The sequence below is a fragment of the Rhodococcus sp. MALMAid1271 genome (assembly GCF_049195265.1).
Lineage (GTDB): Bacteria > Actinomycetota > Actinomycetes > Mycobacteriales > Mycobacteriaceae > Rhodococcoides.
The window spans coordinates 53026-78438 of the sequence record NZ_JBMIRQ010000111.1 but is presented as its reverse complement, the minus strand read 5'-3'; the positions used below and the strand labels follow the sequence as shown (position 1 = coordinate 78438).

Sequence of the window (25413 nt, the reverse complement as noted above, 5' to 3'; positions counted from 1 at the left end):
CGGTTGCACCCCCCGAAAACCCGACTCGCCGGTAACCGGATGCACGTGCACAATGAAACCCATGCCTGCTTCGAATCCTATCGCTGCCTGGAAGTCACTCAAGGAAGGCAACCAACGGTTCGTCTCCGGAGAGGTCCTGCACCCCTCGCAGGGCGTCGAGGACCGTGCTCGCCTCGAAAGCGCTCAGCACCCCGGTGCCATCCTGTTCGGATGCGCCGATTCCCGTGTTGCAGCCGAGATCATCTTCGATCAGGGCCTCGGTGACATGTTCGTCGTGCGCACTGCCGGTCACGTGGTGGACTCGGCCGTTCTGGGCTCCATCGAGTACGGAGTCGCTGTGCTCAAAGCGCCGCTGATCGTCGTCCTCGGCCACGATCACTGCGGCGCGGTCCAGGCGACTGTCGACGCACTCGGTAGCGGAGACGTCCCCGGTGGATACATCCGCGATGTCGTCGAGCGCGTCACTCCGTCCGTGCTCTCGGCCCGCCGCGACGGTCACGAAGCCGTCGACGAGTTCGAGGCACGGCACGTCCAGGAGACCGGCAACCTGCTGATGCAGCGCTCACGCATCGTGGCCGAGACGGTCGCGGCAGGCGATCTGGCGATCGTCGGGCTCACCTATCAGCTGTCCAAGGGGCGCGTGCAACTGCGTGAGGTCATCGGCGAGATCGGCGAACAGCCCGCCTGAACCCATCTGGACCGGGGAACCGACGGTTTCGCTCCCGCGACACGCCGCGTGGGCTCAGGGATAGGTTGCCTCCGGCCGCATACGGTTGATTCGTGTTGGAACCGACCGGGCCATTGCCTCCCGAAATCTACTGGCGACGCCGCGCGCTCGCCATCGGTGCGGCCGTTGTCGTCCTGGGCTTGATCGTGTGGTTCATCGCCTCGCTCAGTGGCCGCTCCGACGACCCCGAAGCCGCTCCCGCCGGTGTCGTCGCACCGTCCACCACCTCGGCTCTGCCGTCACCGAGCTCCACTGCCACCCCCGGCGATTCCGGAGGCTCAGGCGGCGGGTCGGGTGGTTCGGGCGGTTCCGGTGGTTCGGGTTCCGGGGGCTCCGGCGGCGGTTCCGACTCCGCCGGCGGTGGTTCCACGGCGGCGACCGACAGCGGTGCGCCGGCCCCGGTGATCTCCAACCAGTGCCCGGATCAGTCCCTCGCGATCAAGGTGACGCCCGACAAGGCCACCTACCGGCTGGGTGAAGAGCCTGTGTTCACGGTGATCATCACCAACATCGGTTCGACCGAATGCCAACGCGATGTCGGTGCCGGATTGCAGCAAGCGCTCGTCTACACCCTCGACAATCAGCGCATCTGGTCAAACATCGATTGCTTCCCCAACGCGGCATCCGATCTCCGGACGTTCAAGCCGGGCGAGCAAGCAGGTTTCACGGTCAAGTGGTCCGGAACCAATTCGGTTCCCGGATGCGGCGACGAACGCATCCCCGTCGGCGTCGGTGCCTACCAGGCGATCGCGCAACTCGGCGAGCTCAAGAGCGTGCCGGAGCCGTTCAACATCACCGGCTGACTGTCGGCTCCGGCTCCGCAGCGGGGCGCTCTCGAGTATGTTCGGTAGTCATGACCACGCCGACCGCGCTCGCCCGCGCCGCCTACCGAACCCTCGAGCCTTTCCACGTCACCTCCTATTTCAATCCGGAGCTGGCGTCGGCGTACGAGGACACCGGTCTCGACGGTCACGCGTGGTACGTCGGTGCACGCGCTGCCCCGATGGGGCAGTGCGCACCGAGCGTCGTTGCTGCGGCGTTCTACAACTTCAACCCGGCGCTCATCGAGCGCGTCTGGCCGGCCGCCGTGGCCGTCGGTCTCGACACGATCTCCGAACGTCGATGGACGCTGCTGGATTCGGTCATCGGCACCGCCCTGGGCACCCTCGCCGCAGACAAGGAGATCGCGACGATCGCGGATCGTCTGCGTGAGATCGGCGACGCGGCATCCTTCGCAGGACGACCGCTCTCGGCCGCGTGGCATGCCGCCGATCGCCCCGAGGTACCACACCTCGCCCTGTGGCACTCGATAACCGTTCTGCGTGAGTGGCGTGGGGACGGGCACCTCGCTGCATTGATCGACTCGGAACTCGATCCCACGGAAGCCGCCGTTTTCCACGAGGCGCACCGCACCGCACCGGAGCCCGGCCGTCGAGCACTCGGCAAGCGGATCACGCAGCTGACGCGGCAGTGGTCCGAAAGCGAATGGGGAAGTGCTGCAGAACGACTCGCGACACGCGGGCTGCTCACCATCTCCTCCGAGGGAGAGACGCTGACAGAGGACGGGGTCGCGCTCGACCATCACATCGAGGAGCGCACCGATGTGATGGCCTCGGCCGTCTGGCGCGATGTCCCGGATGCCGAGGAGCTGATCACCAGTGTGCGACCGTACGTGAAAGCCGTGATCGACGCCGGGTTCCTACCGGGGACCAAGAAGCGCTGAACAAGGTCTTGACAAGTCGTACGGTGTTCTAGTCGTACGGCCCCGAGATCGAGGCCTCGGCCAGCCGGGACAGACCTTCTCGGATGTGCCTGGCCCACAGCCCACCGATGCCGTCGACCGATTGCAGGTCGGCGGCGGTGGCGGCGAGCAGCCCCTGCAGCGTGCCGAACGCGCCGACGAGACGGTGGATCTGGCTGAACTGCAGTCGCGGAACCCGGGTCAGTACTCGGTACCCCCGGGGACTCATCGGGGTGTCGAGGGCCTCGATGGTCGCGGGATAGCCGAACGCGCGAGCGAGAGTCGTCAGGTCCAGCAAATCGACATCGGTCAGCTTGTCGAGGGCGGCGAGTGCCTTCTCCACCCCGGTGGTGCTCGACGGTTCGTTACCGGCCAAGTAGTCTCGCACGATCAGCTGACGATCGACGTCGTTGTCGCCCAACAGTTCCTCGAGCTGAAGGGCGAGCTGGCGTCCGTCGGTGCCGAGTTCGAGGACGTTCTGCTCGATCTCCACCGACACTCGCCGCACCATCTCCAGCCGCTGTGCGACGGTCAACGCATCGCGCAAGGTCACGAAGTCTTCGATCTCGACGACCGAGAGTTGCCGCGTGTTCTCGTCCAGCCGCGCCTTGTAACGCTCGAGGGTGGCAACGGCCTGATTGGCGCGCGAGAGGATGGTGGCCGAGCCCTCGACGACGTGTCTGATGCCGCCGATGTAGACGCTGACGATGCTCATCGACTGACTCACGGAGACCACGGGATACCCGGTCTGCATCGCGGTGCGCTCGGCGGCGCGGTGCCGGGTACCGGACTCGACGGTGGGGATCGTGTGGTCCGGTACCAGCTGGACGTTGGAGCGAACGATGCGCGTGCAGTCGGTCGAAAGCACTACTGCGCCATCCATTTTGGACAACTCACGCAGCCTGGTCGGTGCGAACTCGACATCGAGCTCGAAACCGCCGTCGCAGATCGACTCGACTTCCTCGTCGTAGCCGAGAACGATCAATCCGCCCGTGCGCCCCCGCAGAATTCGTTCGAGACCGTCACGCAAGGCAGTTCCCGGTGCGAGCCGGGCGATGGTCTCGCGCAACGCTGGGGACGGTGTCGAGCTGTCCATGGCCAACCCCCTCGTGTCGTGTCAGCGTGTCGACCGAACGCAGTGGATCTCAGCTCGTGCTGTGGATACTTCGCGTGCGAACAAACACTACTGCGCTGCTCCGTGCGGACAGCCCGATAAAGAATACTGCCCGGTGTCATACGGGCCCGTCATACGGGTCGCATACGTGTGTAGGTCAACGCCTCGCCGACGTTGGTGACTGTCTTGACCTTGATACCGTCGGGGATGGGTCCGGCGTCCTGGGGAACGATGGCGTAGTTGAAGCCCAGGCGCGCAGCTTCGGCGAGACGGCGACCCAACCCCGCGACGCGGCGCACCTCTCCTGCCAGACCGACCTCGCCCAGAATGACCATGCCCGAGGGCAGGGGCTGATCGCGAACGGCGGACGCCACAGCGGCCGCGAGCGCAAGATCGGCCGAGGGTTCGCTGGTACGCATGCCACCGACGGTGGCCGCATAGACCTCGGCCTTGGACACCCTGACCCCGCACCGCCGTTCGAGGACGGCCAGGATCATCGCCACGCGGGCATGGTCGAGTCCGCTGACCGCACGCCTGGGAGAGGGCATCGCGGTGTCGACGATCAGGGCCTGCAGCTCCGCCAGCAACGGCCGTTTGCCGTCCATGGTGACGGTGACGGCCGTCCCGGGTACCGAGTCGCCTCGGTGATGCAGGAACAATCCGGATGGATCGCTGATGCCCACGATTCCGGTCTCCCGCAACTCGAAGCATCCGACCTCGTCGGAGGCACCGAACCGATTCTTGACTCCGCGAATCATCCGCAGGGTGGAGTGCTTGTCACCCTCGAAATTGAGCACCACATCGACCAGATGCTCGAGGGAACGCGGGCCGGCCACCGCGCCTTCCTTGGTGACGTGTCCGACGAGCAGTACCGCGACTCCGGTGGTTTTGGCCAGCGTGGTCAAGGCGCTGGTGATGGCGCGAACCTGGGTGACACCGCCGATGACGCCGTCGACGTCCGCGGCGAGCATCGTCTGTACCGAATCGACGATCAGCAGGCTCGGCGCGACCTGTTCCACGTGTCCGAACACAGTGGCCAGATCCGACTCGGCGGCGAGAAAGACGCGCTCGTGCACGGCACCGGTGCGGTCGGCACGCAACCGGACCTGCCCCGCGGACTCCTCGCCCGTGACGTAGAGCGCGCGTCGATCCGGTGCCGAGCGGGCCCAACGGTGAACCACCTCGAGTAGCAGGGTGGATTTGCCGACTCCGGGTTCACCGGCAAGCAGCACCACCGAACCGGGCACCAATCCGCCGCCGAGGACGCGGTCGAACTCGTCGATACCGGTGGTGTTGGCCTGCGAGGTGGCGCTGCTGATGGTGGTCAGAGCGGCCGCAGGCGTCGTCGGGATCATGGCCCCGCCCCCGGAACGCAGTGCAGACGCGCCTGCACGAGACGTCAGCGGAGCTGCGGTGGCCGCCACCTCGTCCATCGAGCCCCAGTCGCCGCATTCGGGACAGCGGCCGACCCACTTCGAGACGGAGTGATGACATGCGGAACAGCGGTAGCTCGACTTCAGTTTGACCACGCCGGGAGCCTAACGATCGGCACCGACAGTACCGCGCGACCTGGGCCGCGAGGGGTCAGTGTCCTCCGCTGTGCTCGGTGACTGCGTCCTCGGAACGCTCCAGCTCGTGCCCTGCATCGACCGGTACGTTGACGACGACCTCGCCTGCATTCGCGAACTCGAAGGTGACCGGCAGCGTCAGGCCGGGCCGAACATTTTCGCTGATGTCTGCCATCTCGACCTTGATCAGCTGGATCGGCACCAGCGGATCGTCGAGCTGAGTGTCCGCGGGTGAGCCTGCACCGAGAGCAGTCAACGGCTGGATCTCGTTGCTGCCCGATTCCGCTTCGTCGACGATGGTGATCTGAGCCTCGGGAGAGGAGATGTCGGTCAGTTCGTCGGTGACGGCCGGGCTGGAGTTGATGGCCGTGAAGCCGAGCTCGACGGTGCCGCCCGGCTCGATGCTGTATTCCTCCGAGTTGGGGTACACCACATGGACATTGCGCAGTTGAATGTCTCCGACATCAACGGAGTTGCCGTTGACCGCGGCCACCTGACTTGCCGTCTGGGAAATCTGACCTGCGCCGCACGCAGTGAGGGCCAACGCACCTCCGGCCAGAAGAGCGAGGGCGGCGGCCGTTCTGCGGTGGCGGCCAAGCGGTGTCGCAGCGTCGATTGCAGTCACTTCGGTCGTCCTCCATGTGGTGCCGGGCCGGCTCGGTCCATATTGTCCACTAGGGAGAGTAGTAGTTCTCGTCCACCGGCCGCTCGTGGGGTCCACCACCGGCCGAAGGATGCCAGGTAAGGGTGCCTGCCGCCAAGTGAGGATGCGGAACGGCACGGTCCTCGATGTGGCCCCGGATACACGTCGCCGCGTCTGTGTCAACCCCTGATTCGGTGCCACTATGCCCCTGACCTGCACCGTTGATATTGGGCGTGGTATTCTGGGTAAATCGAAAGGGGCACTTGTCACATGATTTTCAAGGTCGGAGACACCGTCGTTTACCCCCATCACGGAGCGGCGCTGATCGAAGCGATAGAGACACGCACCATCAAGGGTGAACCGAGAGAGTATCTCGTTCTGAAGGTTGCGCAAGGCGACCTCACCGTTCGAGTCCCCGCAGACAATGCGGAGTACGTAGGCGTTCGCGACGTCGTCGGGCAAGAAGGCCTCGACAGAGTCTTCCAGGTGCTCCGCGCACCGCACACCGAAGAGCCCACCAACTGGTCGCGCCGCTACAAGGCGAACCTGGAGAAGCTGGCTTCCGGTGACGTCAACAAGGTAGCCGAGGTCGTCCGCGATCTGTGGCGACGCGAACAGGATCGTGGACTGTCGGCAGGCGAGAAGCGCATGCTCGCCAAGGCACGTCAGATTCTGGTCGGTGAGCTGGCACTGGCGGAAGGAACCGACCAGGCCAAGGCCGACACCATGCTCGACGAAGTTCTCGCAACAGCGTCGTAGATCGACAGTTTTCTCAGAGTGAACGGTACTTCCGGCGACGTGGTCGCCCTGGTACCCGCTGCAGGCAAAGGCCTTCGGCTCGGATTCGACGAGCCGAAGGCATTCGTCTGTCTGGGTACCGACTCTCTTCTGACGCGGTCCGTGGACGGGCTTCGAGCCTCCGGTGCGGTCGATCGCATCGTCGTCATCGTTCCTGCGGATCTGGTCGATGCCGCCCGTGACCATGTCGGTGCCGATGTGATCGTCGTGGCAGGTGGTCTCGAGCGCACCGATTCGGTGCGAGCCGGCCTCGATGCCGTCGGCGACGCCGCCGTCGTGCTCGTCCACGACGCCGCTCGCGCACTGACCCCGCCGACGTTGATCGCTCGCGTCGTGGCCGAGGTACGAGCAGGCCGCTCCGCCGTCATCCCGGTCCTTCCGGTCGTCGACACGATCAAATCCGTCGACATCATGGGCGCGGTGATCGGCACCCCCGATCGCGCGAGTCTGCGCTCGGTGCAGACCCCTCAGGGCTTCGCCGCCGAGGTGCTACGCCGCGCCTACGACGCGACCACGGACATCTCCACCGACGACGCGGGCTTGGTGGAGCGCATCGGCGAGACGGTGCACACCATCATCGGCGACGAGCTCGCGTTCAAGATCACCACCCCACTCGATCTGCTGCTGGCGAAGGCGCTCGTGAAAGGCGAACTATGAGAGTCGGCATCGGCACCGATGTTCATCCCATCGCGCCCGGTCGGCCGTGTTGGCTGGCCGGCTTGCTGTTCGAGGACGCGGATGGGCTCGACGGGCATTCCGACGGAGACGTCGCCGCCCACGCCCTGTGCGACGCGTTGCTGTCGGCGGCGGGCCTGGGCGATCTCGGTTCGGTGTTCGGCACTGGGCGTCCGGAATGGGACGGGGTCAGCGGAGCGGCAATGTTGACCGAGGTCAAACGTCTGCTCGACGCCGACGGGTACGCGATCGAGAACGCGGCGGTGCAGATCATCGGTAATCGGCCGAAGATCGGGCCGCGCCGCGTCGAAGCGCAGGAGGTTCTCTCCCGCGTGCTCGGTGCACCGGTATCGGTGTCTGCGACCACCACCGACGGCCTCGGGCTGACCGGCCGAGGTGAAGGAATCGCGGCCGTCGCGACCGCACTTGTCGTGACGGGGTAATACCACCGGTAGCATTGCTGGTCGTGACCCTTCACCTACACGACACCGAGACGAGGGCCTTGCGGGAATTCACCCCCTTGGTCCCTGGCCATGCATCGGTGTACCTGTGTGGGGCGACGGTGCAGGGCGAACCTCATATCGGCCATGTGCGTAGCGGTGTCGCCTTCGACGTACTGCGGCGGTGGTTGCTGGCGCACGATTACGACGTCGCCTTCGTTCGCAATGTGACCGACATCGACGACAAGATTCTGAACAAGGCCCGAGACGCCGGTCGTCCGTGGTGGGAGTGGGCTGCGACGTACGAGCGTTCCTTCACCTGGGCCTACGACCGACTCGGGGTACTGCCGCCGTCGGCGGAGCCGCGCGCCACCGGGCACATCACACAGATGGTCCAGTTGATCGAGCGTTTGATCGAACGCGGTCACGCCTACGCCGACGAGTGCGGGGACGTGTACTTCTCCGTGCAGAGCTTTCCGGGGTACGGCGCGCTGTCCGGTCACAAGCTCGACGACGTGCACCAGGGTGAGAGCGTCGCGGAGGGCAAGCGTGATCCCCGCGACTTCACTCTGTGGAAGGGCGCGAAGCCCGGCGAGCCGTCGTGGCCGACGCCGTGGGGTGACGGCCGTCCGGGCTGGCACCTCGAATGCTCGGCCATGGCCGAGAACTACCTCGGTGCGGATTTCGACATTCACTGCGGAGGGCTCGATCTGGTGTTCCCGCACCACGAGAACGAGCGGGCGCAGTCGATGGCGGCCGGTGACGGCTTCTCGCGGTACTGGCTGCACAACGGCTGGGTGACGATGGGCGGAGAGAAGATGTCGAAATCTCTCGGCAATGTTCTCTCGGTACCGAATGTGCTCAAAAATGTTCGGCCGCAAGAGCTTCGGTTCTATCTCGGCGGCGCGCACTATCGCTCGATGCTCGAGTACTCCGATACGGCGCTCGAGACCGCCGCCGTGACGTATCGGGGCATCGAAGGGTTCGTCAAGCGAGCCGTCGAACGGGCCGGTGAGGTACCGATGGGCAAGTGGACCACCGGATTTGCCGAGGCCCTCGATGACGACTTGGGAGTTCCCAAGGCGTTGGCCGAGATTCACGCCACCGTCACGCTCGGCAATACCGCGCTCGAGTCCGGCGATCTACCGGCGGCAGTGGAGTACGCAGGCAGTGTGCGGGCGATGCTGGACATCCTGGGCGTCGACCCGCTCGATCCCCACTGGACCAACGACAGTGGTTCCGACGCAGCAGCTCTCAGCGCCCTCGGCGTTCTGGTCGAGGCCGAGCTCGAGCGTCGAGCAACGGCAAAGGCGACCAAGGACTGGGCCGCCGCAGACGACATACGAACAAGACTGGCTCAGGCCGGGGTAGACGTGACAGATACACCCAACGGGCCCGAATGGTCGCTGGGTACGAGCAAGACCGACGAAGCAGGTTTGTGATGGCAGGCAATTCGAGTAGACGCGGCGCAGTCCGCAAGGACGGCACCAAGAAGGGGCAGGTCGCCGGTTCCGGAGGCAAGCGTCGTAAGGGTCTCGAAGGGCGAGGCGCTACGCCACCTGCGTCCGAGCGCACCAAACATCCCGCTGCGCGTCGGGCCAAGCTCGCGGAGAAGTCCGCACAGAACCGCGGCGGAGCAGGCCGGGCGGGTGGCCGACCGGCCGGACGCAAGGCAGAGGACGGCCCCGAGGTAGTGCTCGGCCGCAACCCGGTTGTGGAGTGCCTGCGCGCGGGAGTGCCTGCGACGGCCCTGTGGGTCGCCGTGGGTACCGACAGTGACGAGCGGCTCAAGGAAGCCGTTCAACGGGCCGGAGACGCACGCATCTCCATCCTCGAGGTTCCCCGCTCGGACCTGGACAAGCTCAGCGCCAACGGATTACACCAGGGCCTTGCGCTGCAGGTGCCGCCCTACCGCTACGCGCACCCCGACGATCTGCTCTCGAACGCGCGCACGCATCAGGAGCCCGCGCTGTTCGTGGCTCTCGACAACATCACCGACCCACGCAATCTCGGCGCGGTGGTGCGCTCAGTGGGTGCGTTCGGCGGCCACGGCGTCGTGATCCCGCAGCGTCGCAGCGCGAGCGTGTCGGCCGTCGCGTGGCGGACCAGCGCAGGCGCGGCTGCGCGGCTTCCGATCGCACGCGCAGTCAATCTGACTCGCACACTGAAGGATTGGCAGTCCAAGGGTGTCACGGTTGTCGGCCTCGACGCTGGCGGCGACACCGACCTCGACACCTTCGACGGCACAGGTCCGGTCGTCATCGTCGTCGGATCCGAGGGCAAGGGCCTGTCGCGTCTGGTCAGCGAGACCTGCGATCACATCCTGTCGATCCCGATGGCTGGGCCGGTGGAATCGCTCAACGCATCCGTGGCCGCGGGCGTCGTGCTGGCCGATATCGCGCGGCAGCGTCGGGCGTAGTCGGACGTTCTCCTCGCGAACCTCACACCCTTTGTGGCGACCTCACACACCGGCTCTCGCGTGATTGCGGGTGTGAGGTCTGCAGAACGGGCGCGCCGGTCGATCGGCAGCGGCGGGGATCAGTGGGCCCGGCGGAAATGGACGGTCGTTCCCGGCGTGAGTTGCGCTGCGGCGCACACGTCTGCCGCGGTGACGACGGCGATCACCGGGTAGCCGCCGGTGACGGGGTGGTCGGCGAGAAAGAGCACCGGCTGCCCGGACGGCGGCACCTGTAGGGATCCGAGAATCGTTCCTTCGCTGGGCAATTCGCTGTCGATGGCACGGGTCAGCGGCTCGGAGCCGTCGAGCCTGATCCCGACTCGATCGGTGTCCTGCGTGACCGTCCACGGCTGTGCCAGCAGAAGCGACCTGGCCCGTTCGGTGAACCAGTTCTCGCGCGGCCCGAACGTGACGTGCAGTGTGGCCCCGTTCGACGGCGGCGGCACGAAGTCCGCGGCGGGCCACAGCTCGCTGTCGTCGCCGATGGCGAGCACGTCGCCGGGGGAGATCGCCGCAGGCCCGAGACCGGACATCGTGTCCGTCGCACGGCTACCGAGAACTGCCGGGACGTCGATCCCACCCCGCACGGCCAGATAGCTGCGCAGGCCCCAGGTAGGTGTGGACAATTCGAGTTCCTGACCGGCTCGGACCGCGAGCGTCGAATGCAGTCCCTGCACGGTGCCGTCCACGCGGCAGATCACATGCGCCCCGGTAACGGCGATCAGAACGTCGAACTCGGCACGCAGGCGGAGACCGCCGAACGTCACTTCCAGAGTGGCGGCGTCGGAGTTGTTGCCCACCAGTCTGTTCGCTGCATCGTGCGAGCGCAGATCCGCAGCACCCGAGCGCCCCACTCCGATCGACGCGTGCCCCGGCCTGCCCCGATCCTGGACGGTGCACAGCGGCCCGGGCTGCACGATGGTGAGGGCTTTCATGCTTGCTCGAATCTGACTTCGGTGCCCGGGCGCAGCAGGGCCGGTGGATCCCGATCGAGATTCCACAACTGCGCGTCGGTGTGCCCGATCAGCTGCCACCCGCCCGGGGACGGCCGCGGATAGATGCCCGAGAACTCCCCTGCCAGCCCCACCGAACCAGGAGGAACGCTGGTCCGCGGCGATGTGCGGCGCGGGACGTGCAGTCGCGAGTCGCTGCCGACGAGGTAGCCGAAACCGGGCGCGAAGCCGCCGAATGCCACCGTCCACCTCTGACCGGTGTGAGCTGCAACGACGTCCGCGGTGGACAGGCCGGTCAGGCGGGCAACCGCGTCGAGGTCTGCGCCGTCGTAGACCACCTCGATCGTGACGGTCTCGGTCCGGTCTGCCGTGCTCGGGTCGACGGGGTCGGTGGCCGAGATCCAGTCCAGGACCGGCTGCCTCGTCCCGTCGAACATCACCAGCACGCTCCGCGCGGCAGGAACCAGATCGATGACAGCAAATGGCGGGTCGGCTGCCAGCGCGCGATAGTGGGCCATCGTCTCGTCCAGTCCGTCGAACTCGACGAGCACAGCGCTCTCACCGGCCGAGAGGATACGCATCAGACGAAGGCGGTGACGTCGATATCGTTGGTGCGCAGCATCGTCGATACCGCGGTGGCCATCGCGACCGCACCGGGTGAGTCGCCGTGCAAGCAGATCGACTCGGCCCGGACGTCGACCCGCGAGCCGTCCACCGCTGCGACGGTGCCGTCGGTGACCATCATCAAGACCCGCTGCGCGACCGCGTCGGGGTCGGAGAGCACCGCGCCGGGCTCCGAGCGCGAGACCAGCGTCCCCTGCGGGGTGTAGGCGCGGTCTGCGAAAGCCTCTGCGACAGTGCGGAGCCCGGCCCGCTCGGCCTCCTCGAGGAACACCGAACCGGGGAGCCCGAGGACCGGCAGCGTCGCGTCGTACGCGGTGACGGCGTCGACCACGGCTTTGGCCTGCTCGCGGTGGTGCACGATCGCGTTGTACAGCGCCCCATGCGGTTTGACGTAGGCAATGGCCGAGCCGGCGACCTGGGCGAGCGCGTCGAGAGCGCCCATTTGATAGATCACATCGGCGGTGAGGTCGGCAGGGGAGATATCGAGGAAGCGACGACCGAACCCGGCGAGGTCGTGATAGCCGACCTGCGCTCCGATTCGCACGGCGGCGTTCGACGCCGAGCGGCACGTGCGCAGCAGAGTGGTCGGGTCACCGGCGTGAAACCCGCAGGCGACGTTGGCACTCGAGACGAGGGCGAGCATGGCGTCGTCGTCGCCGAGAGTCCACGCGCCGTAGCTTTCGCCGAGATCGGCGTTGAGGTCGATGGACGTCACCCTCGACATCCTATGCGGCAACCAGCCGTCCGGAGCTGGCCTTGCGTGCTCCGCCGATCGCGCGGCAGATCAGGTAGATCACGAACGAGATGGTCGTGACGAACGTCGAGACCGGCAGACCGGGAGCGAGCGAGAGCAGGATCCCCCCGACAGCGGCGATCTCCGCGAACAGGATGGACAGCAGCGTCGCCTTGAGCGGGCTGGCGGTCACCCGAGCGGCGGCAGCGGCCGGAGTGATGAGGAGCGACAGAACCAGAAGTGCCCCGACGATCTGAACGCCGAGCGCGCACGCGACGCCGACGAGCACGGCGAACACCACCGAGAGTGCGCGAACCGGGACACCGCGGGCAAGCGCCACCTCGGGATCGGTGCTGGCGAACAGCAGCGGGCGGTAGACGACGGTGAGGACGATGAGCACCGCCACAGCGCACACCAGCAACAGTTGGATACCGCTCTGACCGACGCCGACGATCTGACCGATGAGCAGCGAGAAGCTGGTGCCGGTTCGGCCCGGATAGAGCCAGATGAACAGCACCGACAGGCCGAGGCCGAAGGACATGATGACGCCGATCACCGAGTCGCGGTCGCGGGCCTTGTTGCCGAGGAGCGCGAACATCACCGCCGCGACGACGGATCCGACGATGGCCCCCAGTCCGACGGTGATGCCGACGAGCAGAGCCGCCGAGGCACCCGTCAGCGAGAGCTCACTCGATCCGTGCACGGCGAAAGCCCATTGGCGGCTGACGATCAACGGGCCGAGTGCGCCTGCGAGCAGACCGAGGATCGCGGCCGCGATCAGTGCCTGCTGAACGAAGTCGTACGTCAACAGGTTTGCGGTGGTGTGGAAGTCGAGCATCTTCGAGAATGCGTCCAGAACCTTCTCGTTCATGCTGTGCTTTCTCCGTCCTGCGGCACAGGCGGGTGGTGAGCCCCGGCCGAGCCGAGCGCATCGATCGAATCGCCGGTTCCGACGACGACGAGCCGACCGCGAACCTTCAGTACCTCGACTTCGGTGCGGTACAGCTCCGACAGCACCTCGGTGGTCATGACTTCCTCGGGAGTTCCGATCCGGAACCGGCCGTCGACGATGTAGACGATGCGGTCGACCAACGGAAGGATCGGATTGATCTCGTGGGTGACGAACAGTACTGCTGTGTCGTGCTCGCGTCGTCGGCGATCGATGAGGCTCGAAACCAGAGATTGGTTGGCGAGATCGAGGCTGAGCAGGGGCTCGTCACACAGCAGCACCGATGGATCGCCGACGAGGGCCTGGGCGATGCGCAGCCGCTGCTGCTCACCTCCGGACATCGAGCCGACGGGCGCGCCTGCAAACGAATTGGCATCGACCTGGTCGATCGCTCGTTGCACCGTCTCCTTGCGCTGCCGCATACCGCGCAGGCCCATGCCCCACCGATGACCGTCCCAGCCCAGGCCGACGAGATCGCGTCCGCGCAGCGGCAGATCGTCGTCGATATTGCGTTGTTGGGGGACGTACCCGACACCCGACTGACCGCGGCGGACGGGGTTGCCGCCGATCGCGGCCGTGCCGGAGGTGAGGTGATTCTGCCCGAGCAGCACTTTGAGCAGAGACGTCTTGCCGGACCCGTTGGGGCCGAGAACGGCAACGAATTCACCCTTCTCGACCGTCAGATCCAGGTTCTGCCACAGGGTGCGCTCGCCGAACGCCAGACCGGCGTCGCGCAGTTCTACAGCAGACATGTACTACAGCTTTCCATCACGCCGGATCGGTCTAGGAACCGGTGGTGAGCGCGGCCTGCAGATCCTTGGCAGCCTTGGTCTGCCATTCGATGTAGGTCATGCCTGCGGGCAGTGTTTCGGTCACCTCGACGACGGGGATTCCCGCGGCCTCGCTGGTGGAGCGAATGTCCTGGGTGACCGCGTCCTCGGTCTGGATGTTGTACACCAGTGCACGAACGGACTTGGACGTGAACAGATCTCGCGTCGCCGCGATGGACGCCGGTGACGGATCGTTGCCTTCCTCGATGGAGTCCTTGAAGTCCTCGGGGGTGCGATCGTCGAGATCGGACTCCTCGAGGAGGTAATGCGCGATCGGTTCGGTCTGTGCCACCGGCGCACCGGGGAAGTCGGCGGCGATCTGGTCGGTCACGTCGGTGATCGCGTGGACCTGTTCGTGGAAGGTCTCGGCGTTGGCGGTGTACTGGGCGGCGTTGCTCGGGTCGAGCTGGCCGAGCTTGTCGGCGATCTCCTCGGCGGTGTGGGCAGCGACCTCGGCGTTGTACCACACGTGTTCGTTGACCTCGCCGTGTGCGTGGCCGTCCTCGGAGGTGGTGTGGGCTTCGGTGTCGGAGCTGGACTCCGAATCGTGATCGTGGCTCTCGTCGAGCAGGGAGAAGGCGTCGACCGACGGCACGTTCTTGCCTTCGGAGTCCAGGATGTCCTCGATGAACTGGTCGTAGCCACCGCCGTTGTAGACCACCAGCGAGGCCTCTGCGACCGAGGCGGCGTCGGCCGGGCTCGCCTCGTAGGAGTGCGGGTCGGCCGAGGGGTCGGAGATGATCGACGTCACGGTCGCGAGGTTGCCTGCAACCGCCTCGGCGACGCTTCCCCACACGTTCGTGGACGCCACAATCGTGATCGGACCGTCGACGGGGGTCGCGGGGGCCGACTCTGTGCTCGCGGTCTCGGTGGAGCTACACGCGCTGAGAGTGAGGGCTGCGGCGCAGGTCAGGCCAACTAGAGCAGTGAGCTTGGTCCCGGACGGGCGAGAGATGGGCGACATCGGTGGACTCCTGATGAGCGAGACTAGACGTTAATGGAAACCGTTACCGTTGTACTCTAGCGCGCACCGGGGTCGGCGATCGAATCGGACGATCAGGACCGCGAGTTTTCCTGCGGCGCGTAGTGGGACTAACGTCCCGGTTATGGCCAGGTCAAGCGAACCGCGACGTCAAGCGACGTTGGCGTCGATCGCCGCCGAACTGAAGGTCTCACGCACCACCGTCTCCAACGCCTACAACCGGCCCGATCAGCTCTCCCCGGAGCTTCGCGAACGCGTCCTGCAGGCAGCAAAACGTCGCGGCTACGCAGGCCCCGACCCGGTCGCGCGATCGCTGCGCACCCGCAAGGCCGGGGCCATCGGACTGCTCCTCACCGAAGCCCTCAGCTACTCCTTCCGCGACCCCGCCGCCATGAGCTTCCTCGCCGGTCTCGCCGAATCCTGCGAAGCCGCCGGACAAGGCCTGTTGTTGATCCCGGCCGGAGCCGAACGCGACGACGTCCAAGCCGCCGCCGTCGTCCAACAGGCCGGAGTCGACGGTTTCGTCGTCTACTCCGTCGCCGACGACGACCCGTACCTCGCAGCGGTACGTGAACGGCACCTACCGATCGTCGTCTGCGATCAGCCGCGCAACATCCCCGAAGCAGCCCTCGTCGCCATCGACGACCGAGGTGCCATGAAAATGCTTGCCGAACACCTGATCTCACAGGGGCACGAACACCTCGCAGTGCTGTGCATGAGGCTCGGACGCGACCGGCGAGATGGCGTCGTACCCCCCGGGCGGTTGGCGGAGAGCCACTTCCACGTGCAACGCGAACGAATCGCCGGAGTGCAAGCGGCCATGATCGACGCCGGACTCGACCCCGACACCCTCACCGTCGTCGAACGATTCGACCACACCGTCCGCTCCGGCCACTCCGCCGCCGCCCAAGCACTTCAGGCCAACCGCGAGACCACAGCCCTGCTGTGCACAACCGACGTCATCGCCCTCGGCGCACTGAACTTCGCGAAAGTCTCCGGAATCGATGTGCCGGGCCAACTCTCGGTGACCGGTTTCGACGGCATCTCCGACGCCATCCGCGAGAACCTCACCACCGTGCGCCAAGACGCCGAAGAAAAAGGCCGCCGGGCGGGCAAACTGGTGCTCTCCTCCTCGCACTCGGGCGTCGTCGCCGCCGAAACGCTGCCGACCGAACTCGTCCGAGGGCGAACAGCAGGATCGCCGCCGGAGCGACCGCCCGCTATTGCCTGAGCTGGCGTCGACAGGACCCTTGGTTGCCCGTCCGCCCGTTCGCGCGCCCTCCCGTTCGCCCGCCCTCCCGTTCGCGTTCGCCCGCCCTCCCGTTCGCGTCAATGAACCACTGCACGGCTCAGACGTATGCAACGCGCCATTGACGCAGCCGAGCCCAGCGGGTCAATGAACCACTGCACCGGTCAGACGTATGCACTGGTCCATTGACGCGGGGGCAGCGGGCGAGGGGTCAGGCAGGCTGAGCGCTGAGCAATCTGGCGCAGCGCAGCAGACCCAGGTGACTGTAGGCCTGCGGATGGTTGCCGAGGGAGCGTTCGGCGATGGGGTCGTACTCCTCGCTGAGCAGTCCGGTGGGCCCGGCGGCGCTGACGAGTTGTGCGAACAACGCCTCAGCCTCCTCGCGCTGGCCGACCAGCAGATAGGCCTCCACGAGCCAGGCCGCGCAGAGGTGGAATCCGCCCTCTCCGCCGGGCAGGCCGTCGTCGTGGCGGTATCGGTACACCGTGGATCCGCTGCGCAGTTCGGCTTCGGTGGCGGTGACGGTGGCGGCGAAACGAGGATCGGCCGGATCGATCAGCCCGGACAGGCCGATGAACAACGTCGCGGCGTCGAGGTCGGTTCCGTCGTAGGCGGCGGTGAAGGACTGGACCTCGTCGTTCCATCCATTCGCGAGAACTTCCGCACGGATGGTCTCACGCAGAGTCGTCCAGCTCGATTCTGCTGTGCGGCCGAAGGTTTCGGCGAGTCCAATGGCTCGGTCGACGGTGATCCAGCCCATCACCTTCGAGTAGACGTGGTGACGGGGATTGTCGCGAATCTCCCAGATGCCGTGATCAGGCTCGAACCAACGTCGCTCGACGGCCTCGACCATCGCGCGGACGAGTTCCCAATCGTCGTCGGACAGTGCGTTTTCGCCGCCTTTTGCCTTGCGTGCATGGGCGAGGGCGGAGACCAACTCCACGATGGGGCCGAAGACGTCGAGCTGAACCTGTTGGTTGGCAGCGTTTCCCACGCGGACCGGACGCGAACCTGCGTATCCGGGCAGTTCGTCGATGACAGCTTCCGGGGGAAGCCCGAGGCCCCAGATGGTGTACAGCGGGTGCAGCCGCTCGGGGCCGGACACCGATTCGAGTACGCCGTGGATCCAGGAAAGGTAGTTCTCTGCTTCGGCAACCGATCCCACGTCAACCAGTGCGCTCGCGGTGAGTGCTGCATCACGCAGCCAGCAGTAACGGTAGTCCCAGTTGCGCACCCCGCCTATGTCTTCCGGTAGCGACGTGGTGGCAGCTGCCATGATCGATCCGGACTCGGCGTGCACCAGCCCACGGAGCGTCAGCGCCGAACGCTTCATCAGATCGCGCTTGAGTGGTGGGAGGTCGAGGCCGTCGGCCCAGTCTTTCCAGTAGGCCTCGGCGGCGCGTCGACGTTCCAGCTCGGGTGTGGAGTGTTCACCGAGATTGTCTGTGCCCAGCCGCAATTCGAGGATGATCGGCCCGTTCGAAGGATCGACCTCTGCATGCGCGGTCTGCTGCGATCCATCGGAGACGATGTTCCACGTCACGCCGGGGCTACGCAGCACCATCGGGTCCGCAGTTCCGAGAATGCGTAAGCCGTCGGCATCGGGTTCGATCGAGGCCCAGGCCTTTCCGAACTCCGGACGCGGCGCGAAGGTCACCACGGCAGAGGCCTTGCCGGTGATGACGCGGGTGAGGGCCGTCTGGCCCTGGCCGATGTCGTGTGGCAGATAATCGGTGACCTGCAGGCTGGCCCACTTCGTCTGCACCGTCATCGTGCCGTCCACGTACTGCTGGCTGAGCGGCAGTGATGCCCGGGTGGGGCCGACGCTGAAGTGTCCGGCCTGGTCGCCGCCGAGCAGGTGCGCGAACACGGCTGCGGAATCGGGTTCGGGGTGGCACAGCCAGGTGACGTCTGCGTCGGGAGTGAGCAGGGCGATGGCGTTGGGGCTGGCGAGCATCGTCAGCCGCTCGATGCGGGGGGCGTCGGCTCCCGAGAGCCATTGTCGGCGCTCCTCCAGTAGGAATGCCAAGGCCAGCGCGACCTGCTCGGTACTGTCGATGCGGAACTCGGCCAGAGTGTCGCCCGGCCCGATCTTGACTCCGATATCGGGCCCGTGGAGATGCGAGAAGGCCTTCTCGTCGGTCACGTCGTCACCGAAGAAGACTGCGGCGGTGGATGCTTCCTGATGGCGGAGAATATCGAGGGCGACGCCCTTGTCGGTGACGATGACGGCGAGCTCGATGACGGACTTGCCTTCGGTCACCTGAACTCCGTCGCGGGTCGCCGCGCCGGCACGGACGGCCGCGAGTGCCTCCTCTCCGTCAGCGGCTTCGGCATTGCGTACGTGCAGCGCAACACTGGCGGGCTTGGTCTCGACGCTGACGCCGGAATAGGCGTCGGCGATTGCTTGTAGTTCGCCGGTGATGACGATGAGAAGTTTCTTGGCGTCCTCGTCGATGGCGCTGACGAAACCGGCATCGAACTCGCTGCCGTGGCTACCCACGAGCTGCACCTCCGAGGGCAGCCGGGACAAGATCGCGAGATCACGGAGTGCACGGCCGGAGATCACGGCCGCATTGGTGCCGACGAGTGAGGCGAGCCCGCGCATCGCGCTGACCGACTCGGGGTGCGGAAACGCCTTCTGCGGGTCGGAGACGATCGGTGCCATGGTGCCGTCGTAGTCCGAGGCCACGAGTAGGCGCGGAGTTCGCGCTACCCCCACTAGTGCGCGGCGAAGTTCGAGCGGCAATTCGAGAGCAGTCACCAGTCGAATCTAGGCGATAATCCTCGGGTCGGTGCACCTGACTTCGGGCGCTCGGTGCATCACTGCTGGTCGGGCACCAGACCGGGCGAAGGCGTCACACCGGAGGCGGCCGACATCGATGCGGCGGACATGGTGACGATGGCCAACATCGCCCTTTGCGCGGCGTCGGCATCGCCGGATTGGATCGACGAGGCCACCACGCCGTGCAGACGAATCGCCTCCGGATCGGCCTGCCGTGACATCAGCGCGTGGCGGGTGCGTCCGGCGAGTACCTCCACCACGATGTCCGACATGGACCGCAACATGGGATTGCCCGACGCGGCGAGCAACGTGCGATGGAAATTGCAATCGTGCTCGAGGTAGGCCTCCGAATCGGCGGACCGTGACGTCGAGGACATGCCGATGACGGCTGCTGTCAATGCGCCGCACTGCTCTGGTGTGGCTCGGTGGGCTGCCAGCTTGGCGGCCAAAGGTTCGATGCCCGAACGTAATTCGCTGAGCAGGAGCAACTGTTCGGCACGTGCGGGACCGGCCAGCTGCCAACGGATGACGACCGGGTCGAGTGAGTTCCAGTTCTCCGAACTCTGCACTGTGATTCCGACGCGTCGACGAACGGTGAGTAGACCGAGCGACTCGAGCACGCGGACGACTTCGCGGACGACGGTCCGCGAGACGTTGAACCGGACAGCGACGTCGTCCGCCGAGATTCGGGTCCCGCTGGGGACAGCGCCGCTCACGATGTCGCGCCCGAGCTCGTCGAGCACCGAATCGTGCAGCTGGCGGAAATCGTTGGTCTCGGTCATGTCCACCGATCGTCCCACGGGTGGCCCGGATTCTCGCGTCTGTCCGATCCGCTTGGCTCGGATGGAGCAGTATCGAGGGATGGCACAGACGACAGGCAGAGCGCACCATCCGGTTCTCGTGGTGATGGGAGTGTCCGGATCCGGCAAGTCCACAGTGGCGGGCATTCTCGCCGGAGCGTTGAAATGGGACCTGCAGGAGGGCGACGATCTTCACCCGGACGCCAACGTGGCAAAGATGGCGGCAGGTGAGCCACTGACCGACGAGGATCGGTGGCCGTGGCTGGACGTCATCGCCCAATGGATCACCGACCACACCACCGAGGGCATCTCGGGCATCGTGACGTGTTCGGCCCTCAAGCGCTCGTATCGGGACGTGTTGAGCGCGGGGTCCAGGGAGGGTTCGGAGGTGATATTCGTGCATCTGGCGGGAAGCAAGGACCGGATCAGTGGACGCCTGAATGCTCGAATGGATCACTTCATGCCGTCGTCGCTGCTCGACACCCAGATCTCGACGCTGGAGCCACTCGGGGAGGACGAGAATGCGATCGTCGTCGACATCGGTCCTCCGCCGACCAAGATCGCCGAGAAGGTCCTCATCGAGTTGGAAAAGCGTGCAGGGATGTCGGAAAGTCACTGACCGGTCGGGCGGTCGGGTGTCGTGGTTCGTACGCGCTGGTGGCGACGGATGCGACATTCGATCGCTGAGGGCGTGAACGGGGCATTCGTCCATGTCCGGCGAACCATCGGCCGGCGAGGACCAGATCATCGGCGCGGTGCTGTTTTCAATCAAGCACGCTTGATTTTAAGTACTACGAATTAACGAAGGAACTTGTAAAAGTATGACGAATGCGGGAGAGTGACCTTGTTCACCTTTTAGCGAGGAGGCAGCTCATGGTGCGAGGCGCACCCGCCAGACCGGTACAACTCCCCGTCCCCAACGCAGACGTCTGGGACTGGCAACTCGACGGTCTGTGTCGTGGATTCGACTCGTCCGTGTTCTTCCACCCCGAGGGCGAACGAGGCCGCGCCCGTGCCTCGCGGGAACAATCAGCGAAACAGGTCTGCGGCCGTTGCCCGGTGCTCGAGCAGTGCCGTCAGCACGCGCTCGAAGCGAACGAGCCCTACGGTGTGTGGGGCGGAATGTCTGCTCACGATCGCGCCGACTTCTACCGCAGAGCCGTCCGTACCGCTTGATTGCGTTCGACGGGCTGTATGGACCCTCTTGTCCTCGAAGACGTCGAGTAGTAAAGGCAGTCGGCGCATCGGCGTTTTACTCCAGAAACTTGACCACGGTTGCTGGAACTCCGGCCACGAGTGTTCGTGGTGGCACATCCCGAGTGACGACAGCTCCGGCACCGATGATGGCATCCGGGCCTACGGTTACTCCTTGCAGGATCAGTGCCGATGTCCCGATCCAGACGTTTCGTCCGATGACTATCGGTGCCGAGGTGATCCCGTCCCGTCGCCCGACGGGATCAATCGGATGACCCGAGCTGATCAGGCTTACGTTGGGACCCAGCATGACATCGTCCCCGATGTCGATCCCGCCGATGTCGTTGAAGCGGCAGTTCTGGTTCACGAATACGTTTCTGCCGATGCGAATGTTGACCCCGTGGTCCGAGTAGACCGGTGGAATCAGGTGGAACGTCTCGTCGACCTGCTGTCCAGTGAGTTCTTGCCAGACTTCGCGGATGGCCTTCTGGTCTGCGTATCGAAGTGCGCTGACCTTGCCGGAAAGCCTTATCGCACGCTGAACGGTATCTGCGAAATTCATAGTGGTCCTGTCTTCGACGGATCTCGAGGTGGGCAGCTCCAGCACACTGGAATGTGCGGATGCGGCCGAACAACTGCTGTGGCGGCGAGCCACAACCGATAGTTGTGCGGGTACGGTGCGCTGGTGGATATCGAGGCCGTGCGGACTTTCGTTGCTGCCGCTGAGGCGGGCCAATTCCAAATTGCTGCAGACGAATTGGGATTGACGCAGCAGGCGGTGTCCAAGCGAATTGCGGCGCTGGAGCGCAGTCTCGGCGTCTCGCTGTTCGTGCGATCGAGCAGGGGTGCTCGGTTGAGCATCGATGGACAGGTCTTTCTACCCCATGCGCGCGAGTTGGTCGAGGTCGCGCTGCGTGCTGTCGACTCGGTCGCGCCAGGCAACAGAGCATTGCGAGTGGATGTGCTCAATCGCCGTACGGCACCCGCGACAACTTTGCATGCCTTTCATAGGCGTCATCCACACGTCGATCTCGATGTCGTCACGCTTCCCGGCGTGAACACCGATTCTGCCCTCGACGCGGTCTTGGGCGGCGATGTGGACGCGACTTTCCGCGTCATCAGTGCCGCTCGAAGCCGACGACTGCCGTCCGAACTTCGATCTGCCCGCGTAATCGACGATCGTCACCAATTGCTCACCGGACCGCAGCATGCTCTGGCGCACGCGGCGTCGGTCTCCCTCTCCGATCTTCGCAAGCACAGTATCTGGATGCCAGGTGTGCGTGCCGATACCGACTGGGGTGCATACTACGGTGAGCTAGGCAAAGCGTTTGGAATCCGAATCGACTCTATCGGAACAAGTTTCGGTGTGGACGTGCTTCTCGAGGAGCTCGCGACCTCCGCCGATCTGTGCACACTGGTTGGCGAAGGGTCTCGGTATCTCTGGCCCGAATCCTATGATCTGCGGCGCATTCCGATTATCGACCCCACGCCGGTCTATCCTCACTCGATCATCTGGCGGGCCGATAACGCGCAACCCACGCTGCGGGCATTCCTCGAGTATTTGCGAAGTGTGCAGAAGGTTCGTCCCTCTTCGCAGACCTGGGTCCCGCGAGCATGGCAAGAATAGGGCCGGCGTCCTTCGGGCGGGTCTCCGGTCTTGGTATCCATAACCCATTCTTGCTGAACAATATTCGGACTTACACGCTCGTTGCAGGCAACCACTCCATAATCGCAGCGACGAACTCCTCCGGTGCGTCGGATTCGACGTATGTGCCCGCACCCTCGACTATCACCGTCTTGTGGTCGGGGAACGTGGCTTCGAGCCGTTCGCGCTCCTGAGGTCGGAATGCGATGTCGGCATCACCCCACACGATGAGAGTCGGTAGATGAGCGAGGTCGGAAAGACCCTCTTCGACCTCGACGAAGAATGCGCTGCTCGCCAGGACTCGGCTGGGCAGAATCGCCGAGGCTTGTCTGCGCTCGGAAGTGTTCTGTGCCAAGCGGTAGTGAGTCATTTCTGCGGAGGTGACCTTTCGGCGGCGGTGGCCGGTGGGAACGAACATTTCGACGAGGAGATTGAACTGTCGCCCTAGAAATTGGGTTACCGGATTCCCGGCAAGTCGACCGAACGCCTCGAAATGAAGGATGCCGTTGACCGGCCATGCCCACGTGTTCGCGAGCACAAGTCGGTCGAACACATCGGGTCTGCGTTGTGCGACAGACAATCCCAGTAGCCCGCCCCAATCCTGCCCGACCACGGTGGTGTCTTCGAGGCCGAGGGCGTCGACGAATGTGGTGAGGACGTCCGCGTGCTCCTCGGGGAGATAGAGGTAACCGGTCTTCGCGGTCGACAGCCCGAAGCCTGGGTAGTCGAGCGCAACACATCGGAAGTTCTCTCGAAGCGAGATTATTGCCTCGCGCCACAGGAACGACCAGGTGGGGTTGCCGTGCAGGAAGAGCAGGGTGGGCCCGGAACCTTCGTCGATGTAGTGCACGGAGTGTCCATCGATGTCGATGAATCGACTTCGGAAGGGAAACAGTTCGTCGTCCACCCATGATGGTCGACGGTTGGGTGCGGTGTCGTTCATCGGTGACTCCCTCATCGGCGGGCTGTACGATTGAGAATCTCACCCGTGCTTGAGAAAAACAAGTGAAAGGTCGACCATGCGGAGCTACGACCAGTACTGCGGATTGGCGCGGTCGCTCGAGGTCGTCGGCGACAGGTGGAATTTGCTGATAGTCCGCGAGCTCCTGATCAGCCCGGCCCGCTATCGGGACTTGCAGACCGGGCTACCGGGAATCGCAACCAACTTGCTGGCGGACCGGCTTCGCCACCTCGAAGCGACGGGCGTCGTCGAACGACGGCTCGCGGGTGAGAGCAATGCGGTCGAATACGCGCTCACCGCGTGGGGTGCTGAACTACGCACGCCGATCGAAGGACTTCTTCGCTGGTCGCTGCCCCTGATGGTCAGCGGGCCGAAAGACAGCGACACGTTCCGGCCCACCTGGCTTGCTCTGGCCATTCCCGCGCTGCTCGACAGCCGAGCAACTGCCCGCCCGGCGACGGCAATCGGCTTGGACGTCGGCGGCGAACTCCTTCAACTCAGCGCGACCGAGTCCGGTTTCGAGGTCGACCCACACGACGGCCGACCGCTCGAAGCCACGGTCCGTGCCGACCCCGCAGGTCTTCTCGGGCTTGCAGCCGGCGCACTCGATGTCGACACTGCTCAGGCACTCGGTCTTGTCGACATCGACGGCGACGACGCCATCGTCCGAGCCGCCTTTGCTTGTTGACCTCGCGGCCGCGGAGGGAAGTTGTCGGTGGTGTCGTGTTTCATGACGACCCATGAACAAGGTCCTGCGTGCGACGCTCATCAGTGCGGTCGTCATCACCACCGTCATCGGTATCGCGTCCTTCGTGCTGAGTTTTGCCGCGTTGTGGGACCTCGCCACGATGGCAGGCGTTCCGCGCTCGCTCTCGTGGTTGTGGCCGGTGATCGTCGACGGCACCATTCTCCAAGCCACGATCTCCGTCATCGCACTCGCTCAATTCGAGGATCAACGCAGTGGCCGACGCTTCTTCTGGGGCGTGTTGATCACCGCAGCATTGGTGAGTATCAGCGCAAATGCCATGCACGCCTTCATCTCCGACGCCGGCATGCTGCATCCGGCGCTGTCGGCGGCAATTGCGACCGTGGCACCGGTGAGCCTCTTGGCCGCGACGCATGGCCTCGGCATCCTCGTCCGTGTCCCTGCGGAATCGCCGCAGGCCGCCGCTGCCTCGGACGCCGCAGCGATTGATACCGAGGTGCTCGATACCGCCGTGCCAAATATCTCTGTGCCCGATACCGCGGTGCCCGATACCGCAGTGCCAAATACCTCTGTGCCCGTCGCTACGGTTTCTACAGTCGACGCGGCGGCTCCCACACGGCCCAGCCAGGAGACGCCGGTGCCCGCGATGCCGGTGCCTCTCCCGGATGACGCATCCACCCAGCGGGTCCGCATCGAAAACCCCGCACCCGAGCTTTCGGTCCGCACCACCGAGCCCCTCGACGAGGTCGATCGCTGGATTCTCGACGAGGAACGGGCAGACGATCTCTACCCCGTCGACGCACCATGACAGACATCAAGTGAGATCCGGTGGCACCAT

The 25413-nt window shown here is 65.2% G+C and carries 27 protein-coding genes; 14 read left to right on the top strand and 13 right to left on the bottom strand.

The window, feature by feature from the left end:
• Positions 1-61: 61 nt before the first annotated feature.
• The 3 genes from ACOQFP_RS21525 (at position 62) to ACOQFP_RS21515 (ending at position 2450) form a co-directional block, all read left to right on the top strand.
• The gene (locus ACOQFP_RS21525) at positions 62-688 is read left to right on the top strand and encodes a carbonic anhydrase (RefSeq protein ID WP_206490723.1); all 627 of its coding nucleotides are present in this window, start codon (positions 62-64) and stop codon (positions 686-688) included.
• 92 nt (positions 689-780) lie between these two features.
• Entirely contained in the window at positions 781-1530 is a 750-nt protein-coding gene (locus ACOQFP_RS21520; protein WP_341244144.1) for a hypothetical protein, read from the top strand.
• Between the two features lie 50 nt (positions 1531-1580).
• On the top strand, positions 1581-2450 hold the full coding sequence (locus ACOQFP_RS21515) for an SCO6745 family protein (protein ID WP_421585475.1): 870 nt from the start codon (positions 1581-1583) through the stop codon (positions 2448-2450).
• Between the two features lie 28 nt (positions 2451-2478).
• Here the strand turns inward: ACOQFP_RS21515 and disA are convergent, their stop codons facing one another.
• The 3 genes from disA to ACOQFP_RS21500 all read right to left on the bottom strand — a co-directional run bounded on the left by disA (position 2479) and on the right by ACOQFP_RS21500 (position 5775).
• Positions 2479-3564, bottom strand: coding sequence for a DNA integrity scanning diadenylate cyclase DisA (gene disA / locus ACOQFP_RS21510; RefSeq protein WP_206490720.1), 1086 nt, complete (start codon positions 3562-3564; stop codon positions 2479-2481).
• Positions 3565-3713: 149 nt separating this feature from the next.
• Positions 3714-5111, bottom strand: coding sequence for a DNA repair protein RadA (gene radA / locus ACOQFP_RS21505; RefSeq protein ID WP_341244142.1), 1398 nt, complete (start codon positions 5109-5111; stop codon positions 3714-3716).
• Positions 5112-5166: 55 nt separating this feature from the next.
• A complete protein-coding gene (locus tag ACOQFP_RS21500) occupies positions 5167-5775 on the bottom strand; it encodes a hypothetical protein (protein ID WP_206490718.1) in 609 nt (202 codons plus the stop codon).
• A gap of 288 nt (positions 5776-6063) precedes the next feature.
• Here ACOQFP_RS21500 and ACOQFP_RS21495 point away from each other — a divergent pair, with 288 nt between their 5' ends.
• Genes ACOQFP_RS21495 through rlmB form a run of 5 tightly spaced genes read left to right on the top strand, consistent with a single transcriptional unit; the run spans position 6064 to position 10125 of the window.
• Positions 6064-6552 carry a CarD family transcriptional regulator gene (locus ACOQFP_RS21495; RefSeq protein ID WP_206490717.1) on the top strand — a complete coding sequence of 163 codons (489 nt, stop codon included), beginning with the start codon at positions 6064-6066 and terminating at the stop codon, positions 6550-6552.
• An 18-nt stretch (positions 6553-6570) separates the two neighbouring features.
• Complete coding sequence (gene ispD, locus ACOQFP_RS21490; RefSeq protein WP_421585474.1) at positions 6571-7248, top strand: 2-C-methyl-D-erythritol 4-phosphate cytidylyltransferase; 678 nt, start codon at positions 6571-6573, stop codon at positions 7246-7248.
• Positions 7245-7709, top strand: a complete 465-nt coding sequence (ispF, locus tag ACOQFP_RS21485) for a 2-C-methyl-D-erythritol 2,4-cyclodiphosphate synthase (protein WP_206490715.1) — start codon at positions 7245-7247, stop codon at positions 7707-7709. Before ispD ends, ispF begins: the two co-directional genes overlap by 4 nt.
• A 23-nt stretch (positions 7710-7732) precedes the next feature.
• Positions 7733-9148 (top strand): cysteine--tRNA ligase, encoded by a 1416-nt coding sequence (cysS, locus tag ACOQFP_RS21480; protein WP_341244140.1) that lies wholly within the window; start codon positions 7733-7735, stop codon positions 9146-9148.
• Positions 9148-10125 carry a 23S rRNA (guanosine(2251)-2'-O)-methyltransferase RlmB gene (rlmB, locus tag ACOQFP_RS21475; protein ID WP_206490713.1) on the top strand — a complete coding sequence of 326 codons (978 nt, stop codon included), beginning with the start codon at positions 9148-9150 and terminating at the stop codon, positions 10123-10125. The genes cysS and rlmB overlap by 1 nt, the downstream gene beginning before the upstream one ends.
• Positions 10126-10244: 119 nt before the next feature.
• Here rlmB and ACOQFP_RS21470 read toward each other — a convergent pair whose 3' ends face one another.
• The 6 genes from ACOQFP_RS21470 to ACOQFP_RS21445 are packed head-to-tail and all read right to left on the bottom strand — an operon-like array spanning position 10245 to position 15217.
• Positions 10245-11099, bottom strand: coding sequence for a biotin-dependent carboxyltransferase family protein (locus ACOQFP_RS21470; protein ID WP_421585473.1), 855 nt, complete (start codon positions 11097-11099; stop codon positions 10245-10247).
• On the bottom strand, positions 11096-11698 hold the full coding sequence (locus ACOQFP_RS21465) for a 5-oxoprolinase subunit B family protein (RefSeq protein WP_421585472.1): 603 nt from the start codon (positions 11696-11698) through the stop codon (positions 11096-11098). The genes ACOQFP_RS21470 and ACOQFP_RS21465 overlap by 4 nt, the downstream gene beginning before the upstream one ends.
• Positions 11698-12456 carry a LamB/YcsF family protein gene (locus ACOQFP_RS21460; protein ID WP_421585471.1) on the bottom strand — a complete coding sequence of 253 codons (759 nt, stop codon included), beginning with the start codon at positions 12454-12456 and terminating at the stop codon, positions 11698-11700. Before ACOQFP_RS21460 ends, ACOQFP_RS21465 begins: the two co-directional genes overlap by 1 nt.
• 10 nt (positions 12457-12466) lie before the next feature.
• Positions 12467-13345, bottom strand: a complete 879-nt coding sequence (locus ACOQFP_RS21455; protein ID WP_206490709.1) for a metal ABC transporter permease — start codon at positions 13343-13345, stop codon at positions 12467-12469.
• Positions 13342-14175: a metal ABC transporter ATP-binding protein gene (locus ACOQFP_RS21450; RefSeq protein ID WP_206490708.1), complete on the bottom strand. Its 834-nt coding sequence runs from the start codon at positions 14173-14175 to the stop codon at positions 13342-13344. The genes ACOQFP_RS21455 and ACOQFP_RS21450 overlap by 4 nt, the downstream gene beginning before the upstream one ends.
• A 31-nt stretch (positions 14176-14206) precedes the next feature.
• Positions 14207-15217, bottom strand: coding sequence for a metal ABC transporter solute-binding protein, Zn/Mn family (locus ACOQFP_RS21445; protein WP_341245123.1), 1011 nt, complete (start codon positions 15215-15217; stop codon positions 14207-14209).
• A gap of 142 nt (positions 15218-15359) precedes the next feature.
• On the opposite strand from ACOQFP_RS21445, the gene ACOQFP_RS21440 reads away from it, so the two are divergent.
• The gene (locus ACOQFP_RS21440) at positions 15360-16466 is read left to right on the top strand and encodes a LacI family DNA-binding transcriptional regulator (protein WP_206490706.1); all 1107 of its coding nucleotides are present in this window, start codon (positions 15360-15362) and stop codon (positions 16464-16466) included.
• Positions 16467-16695: 229 nt separating this feature from the next.
• On the opposite strand, the gene otsB is transcribed toward ACOQFP_RS21440, so the two are convergent.
• The gene (gene otsB, locus ACOQFP_RS21435; RefSeq protein ID WP_421585470.1) at positions 16696-19248 is read right to left on the bottom strand and encodes a trehalose-phosphatase; all 2553 of its coding nucleotides are present in this window, start codon (positions 19246-19248) and stop codon (positions 16696-16698) included.
• A gap of 59 nt (positions 19249-19307) precedes the next feature.
• Positions 19308-20051 carry a FadR/GntR family transcriptional regulator gene (locus ACOQFP_RS21430; RefSeq protein WP_206488819.1) on the bottom strand — a complete coding sequence of 248 codons (744 nt, stop codon included), beginning with the start codon at positions 20049-20051 and terminating at the stop codon, positions 19308-19310.
• 79 nt (positions 20052-20130) lie between these two features.
• On the opposite strand from ACOQFP_RS21430, the gene ACOQFP_RS21425 reads away from it, so the two are divergent.
• Together ACOQFP_RS21425 and ACOQFP_RS21420 are read left to right on the top strand one after the other, a co-directional pair.
• Positions 20131-20688: a gluconokinase gene (locus ACOQFP_RS21425; protein WP_206488820.1), complete on the top strand. Its 558-nt coding sequence runs from the start codon at positions 20131-20133 to the stop codon at positions 20686-20688.
• A 254-nt stretch (positions 20689-20942) separates the two neighbouring features.
• Positions 20943-21245: a WhiB family transcriptional regulator gene (locus tag ACOQFP_RS21420; protein ID WP_206488821.1), complete on the top strand. Its 303-nt coding sequence runs from the start codon at positions 20943-20945 to the stop codon at positions 21243-21245.
• Positions 21246-21321: 76 nt separating this feature from the next.
• On the opposite strand, the gene ACOQFP_RS21415 is transcribed toward ACOQFP_RS21420, so the two are convergent.
• A complete protein-coding gene (locus tag ACOQFP_RS21415; protein WP_421585469.1) occupies positions 21322-21825 on the bottom strand; it encodes a DapH/DapD/GlmU-related protein in 504 nt (167 codons plus the stop codon).
• A gap of 123 nt (positions 21826-21948) precedes the next feature.
• On the opposite strand from ACOQFP_RS21415, the gene ACOQFP_RS21410 reads away from it, so the two are divergent.
• Positions 21949-22890: a LysR family transcriptional regulator gene (locus ACOQFP_RS21410; RefSeq protein WP_421585468.1), complete on the top strand. Its 942-nt coding sequence runs from the start codon at positions 21949-21951 to the stop codon at positions 22888-22890.
• Between the two features lie 70 nt (positions 22891-22960).
• On the opposite strand, the gene ACOQFP_RS21405 is transcribed toward ACOQFP_RS21410, so the two are convergent.
• Complete coding sequence (locus ACOQFP_RS21405; RefSeq protein ID WP_421585467.1) at positions 22961-23851, bottom strand: alpha/beta fold hydrolase; 891 nt, start codon at positions 23849-23851, stop codon at positions 22961-22963.
• Between the two features lie 76 nt (positions 23852-23927).
• On the opposite strand from ACOQFP_RS21405, the gene ACOQFP_RS21400 reads away from it, so the two are divergent.
• Positions 23928-24557, top strand: a complete 630-nt coding sequence (locus ACOQFP_RS21400; protein WP_421585466.1) for a winged helix-turn-helix transcriptional regulator — start codon at positions 23928-23930, stop codon at positions 24555-24557.
• A 52-nt stretch (positions 24558-24609) separates the two neighbouring features.
• Complete coding sequence (locus tag ACOQFP_RS21395) at positions 24610-25383, top strand: DUF2637 domain-containing protein (protein WP_421585465.1); 774 nt, start codon at positions 24610-24612, stop codon at positions 25381-25383.
• Positions 25384-25413 lie beyond the last annotated feature (30 nt).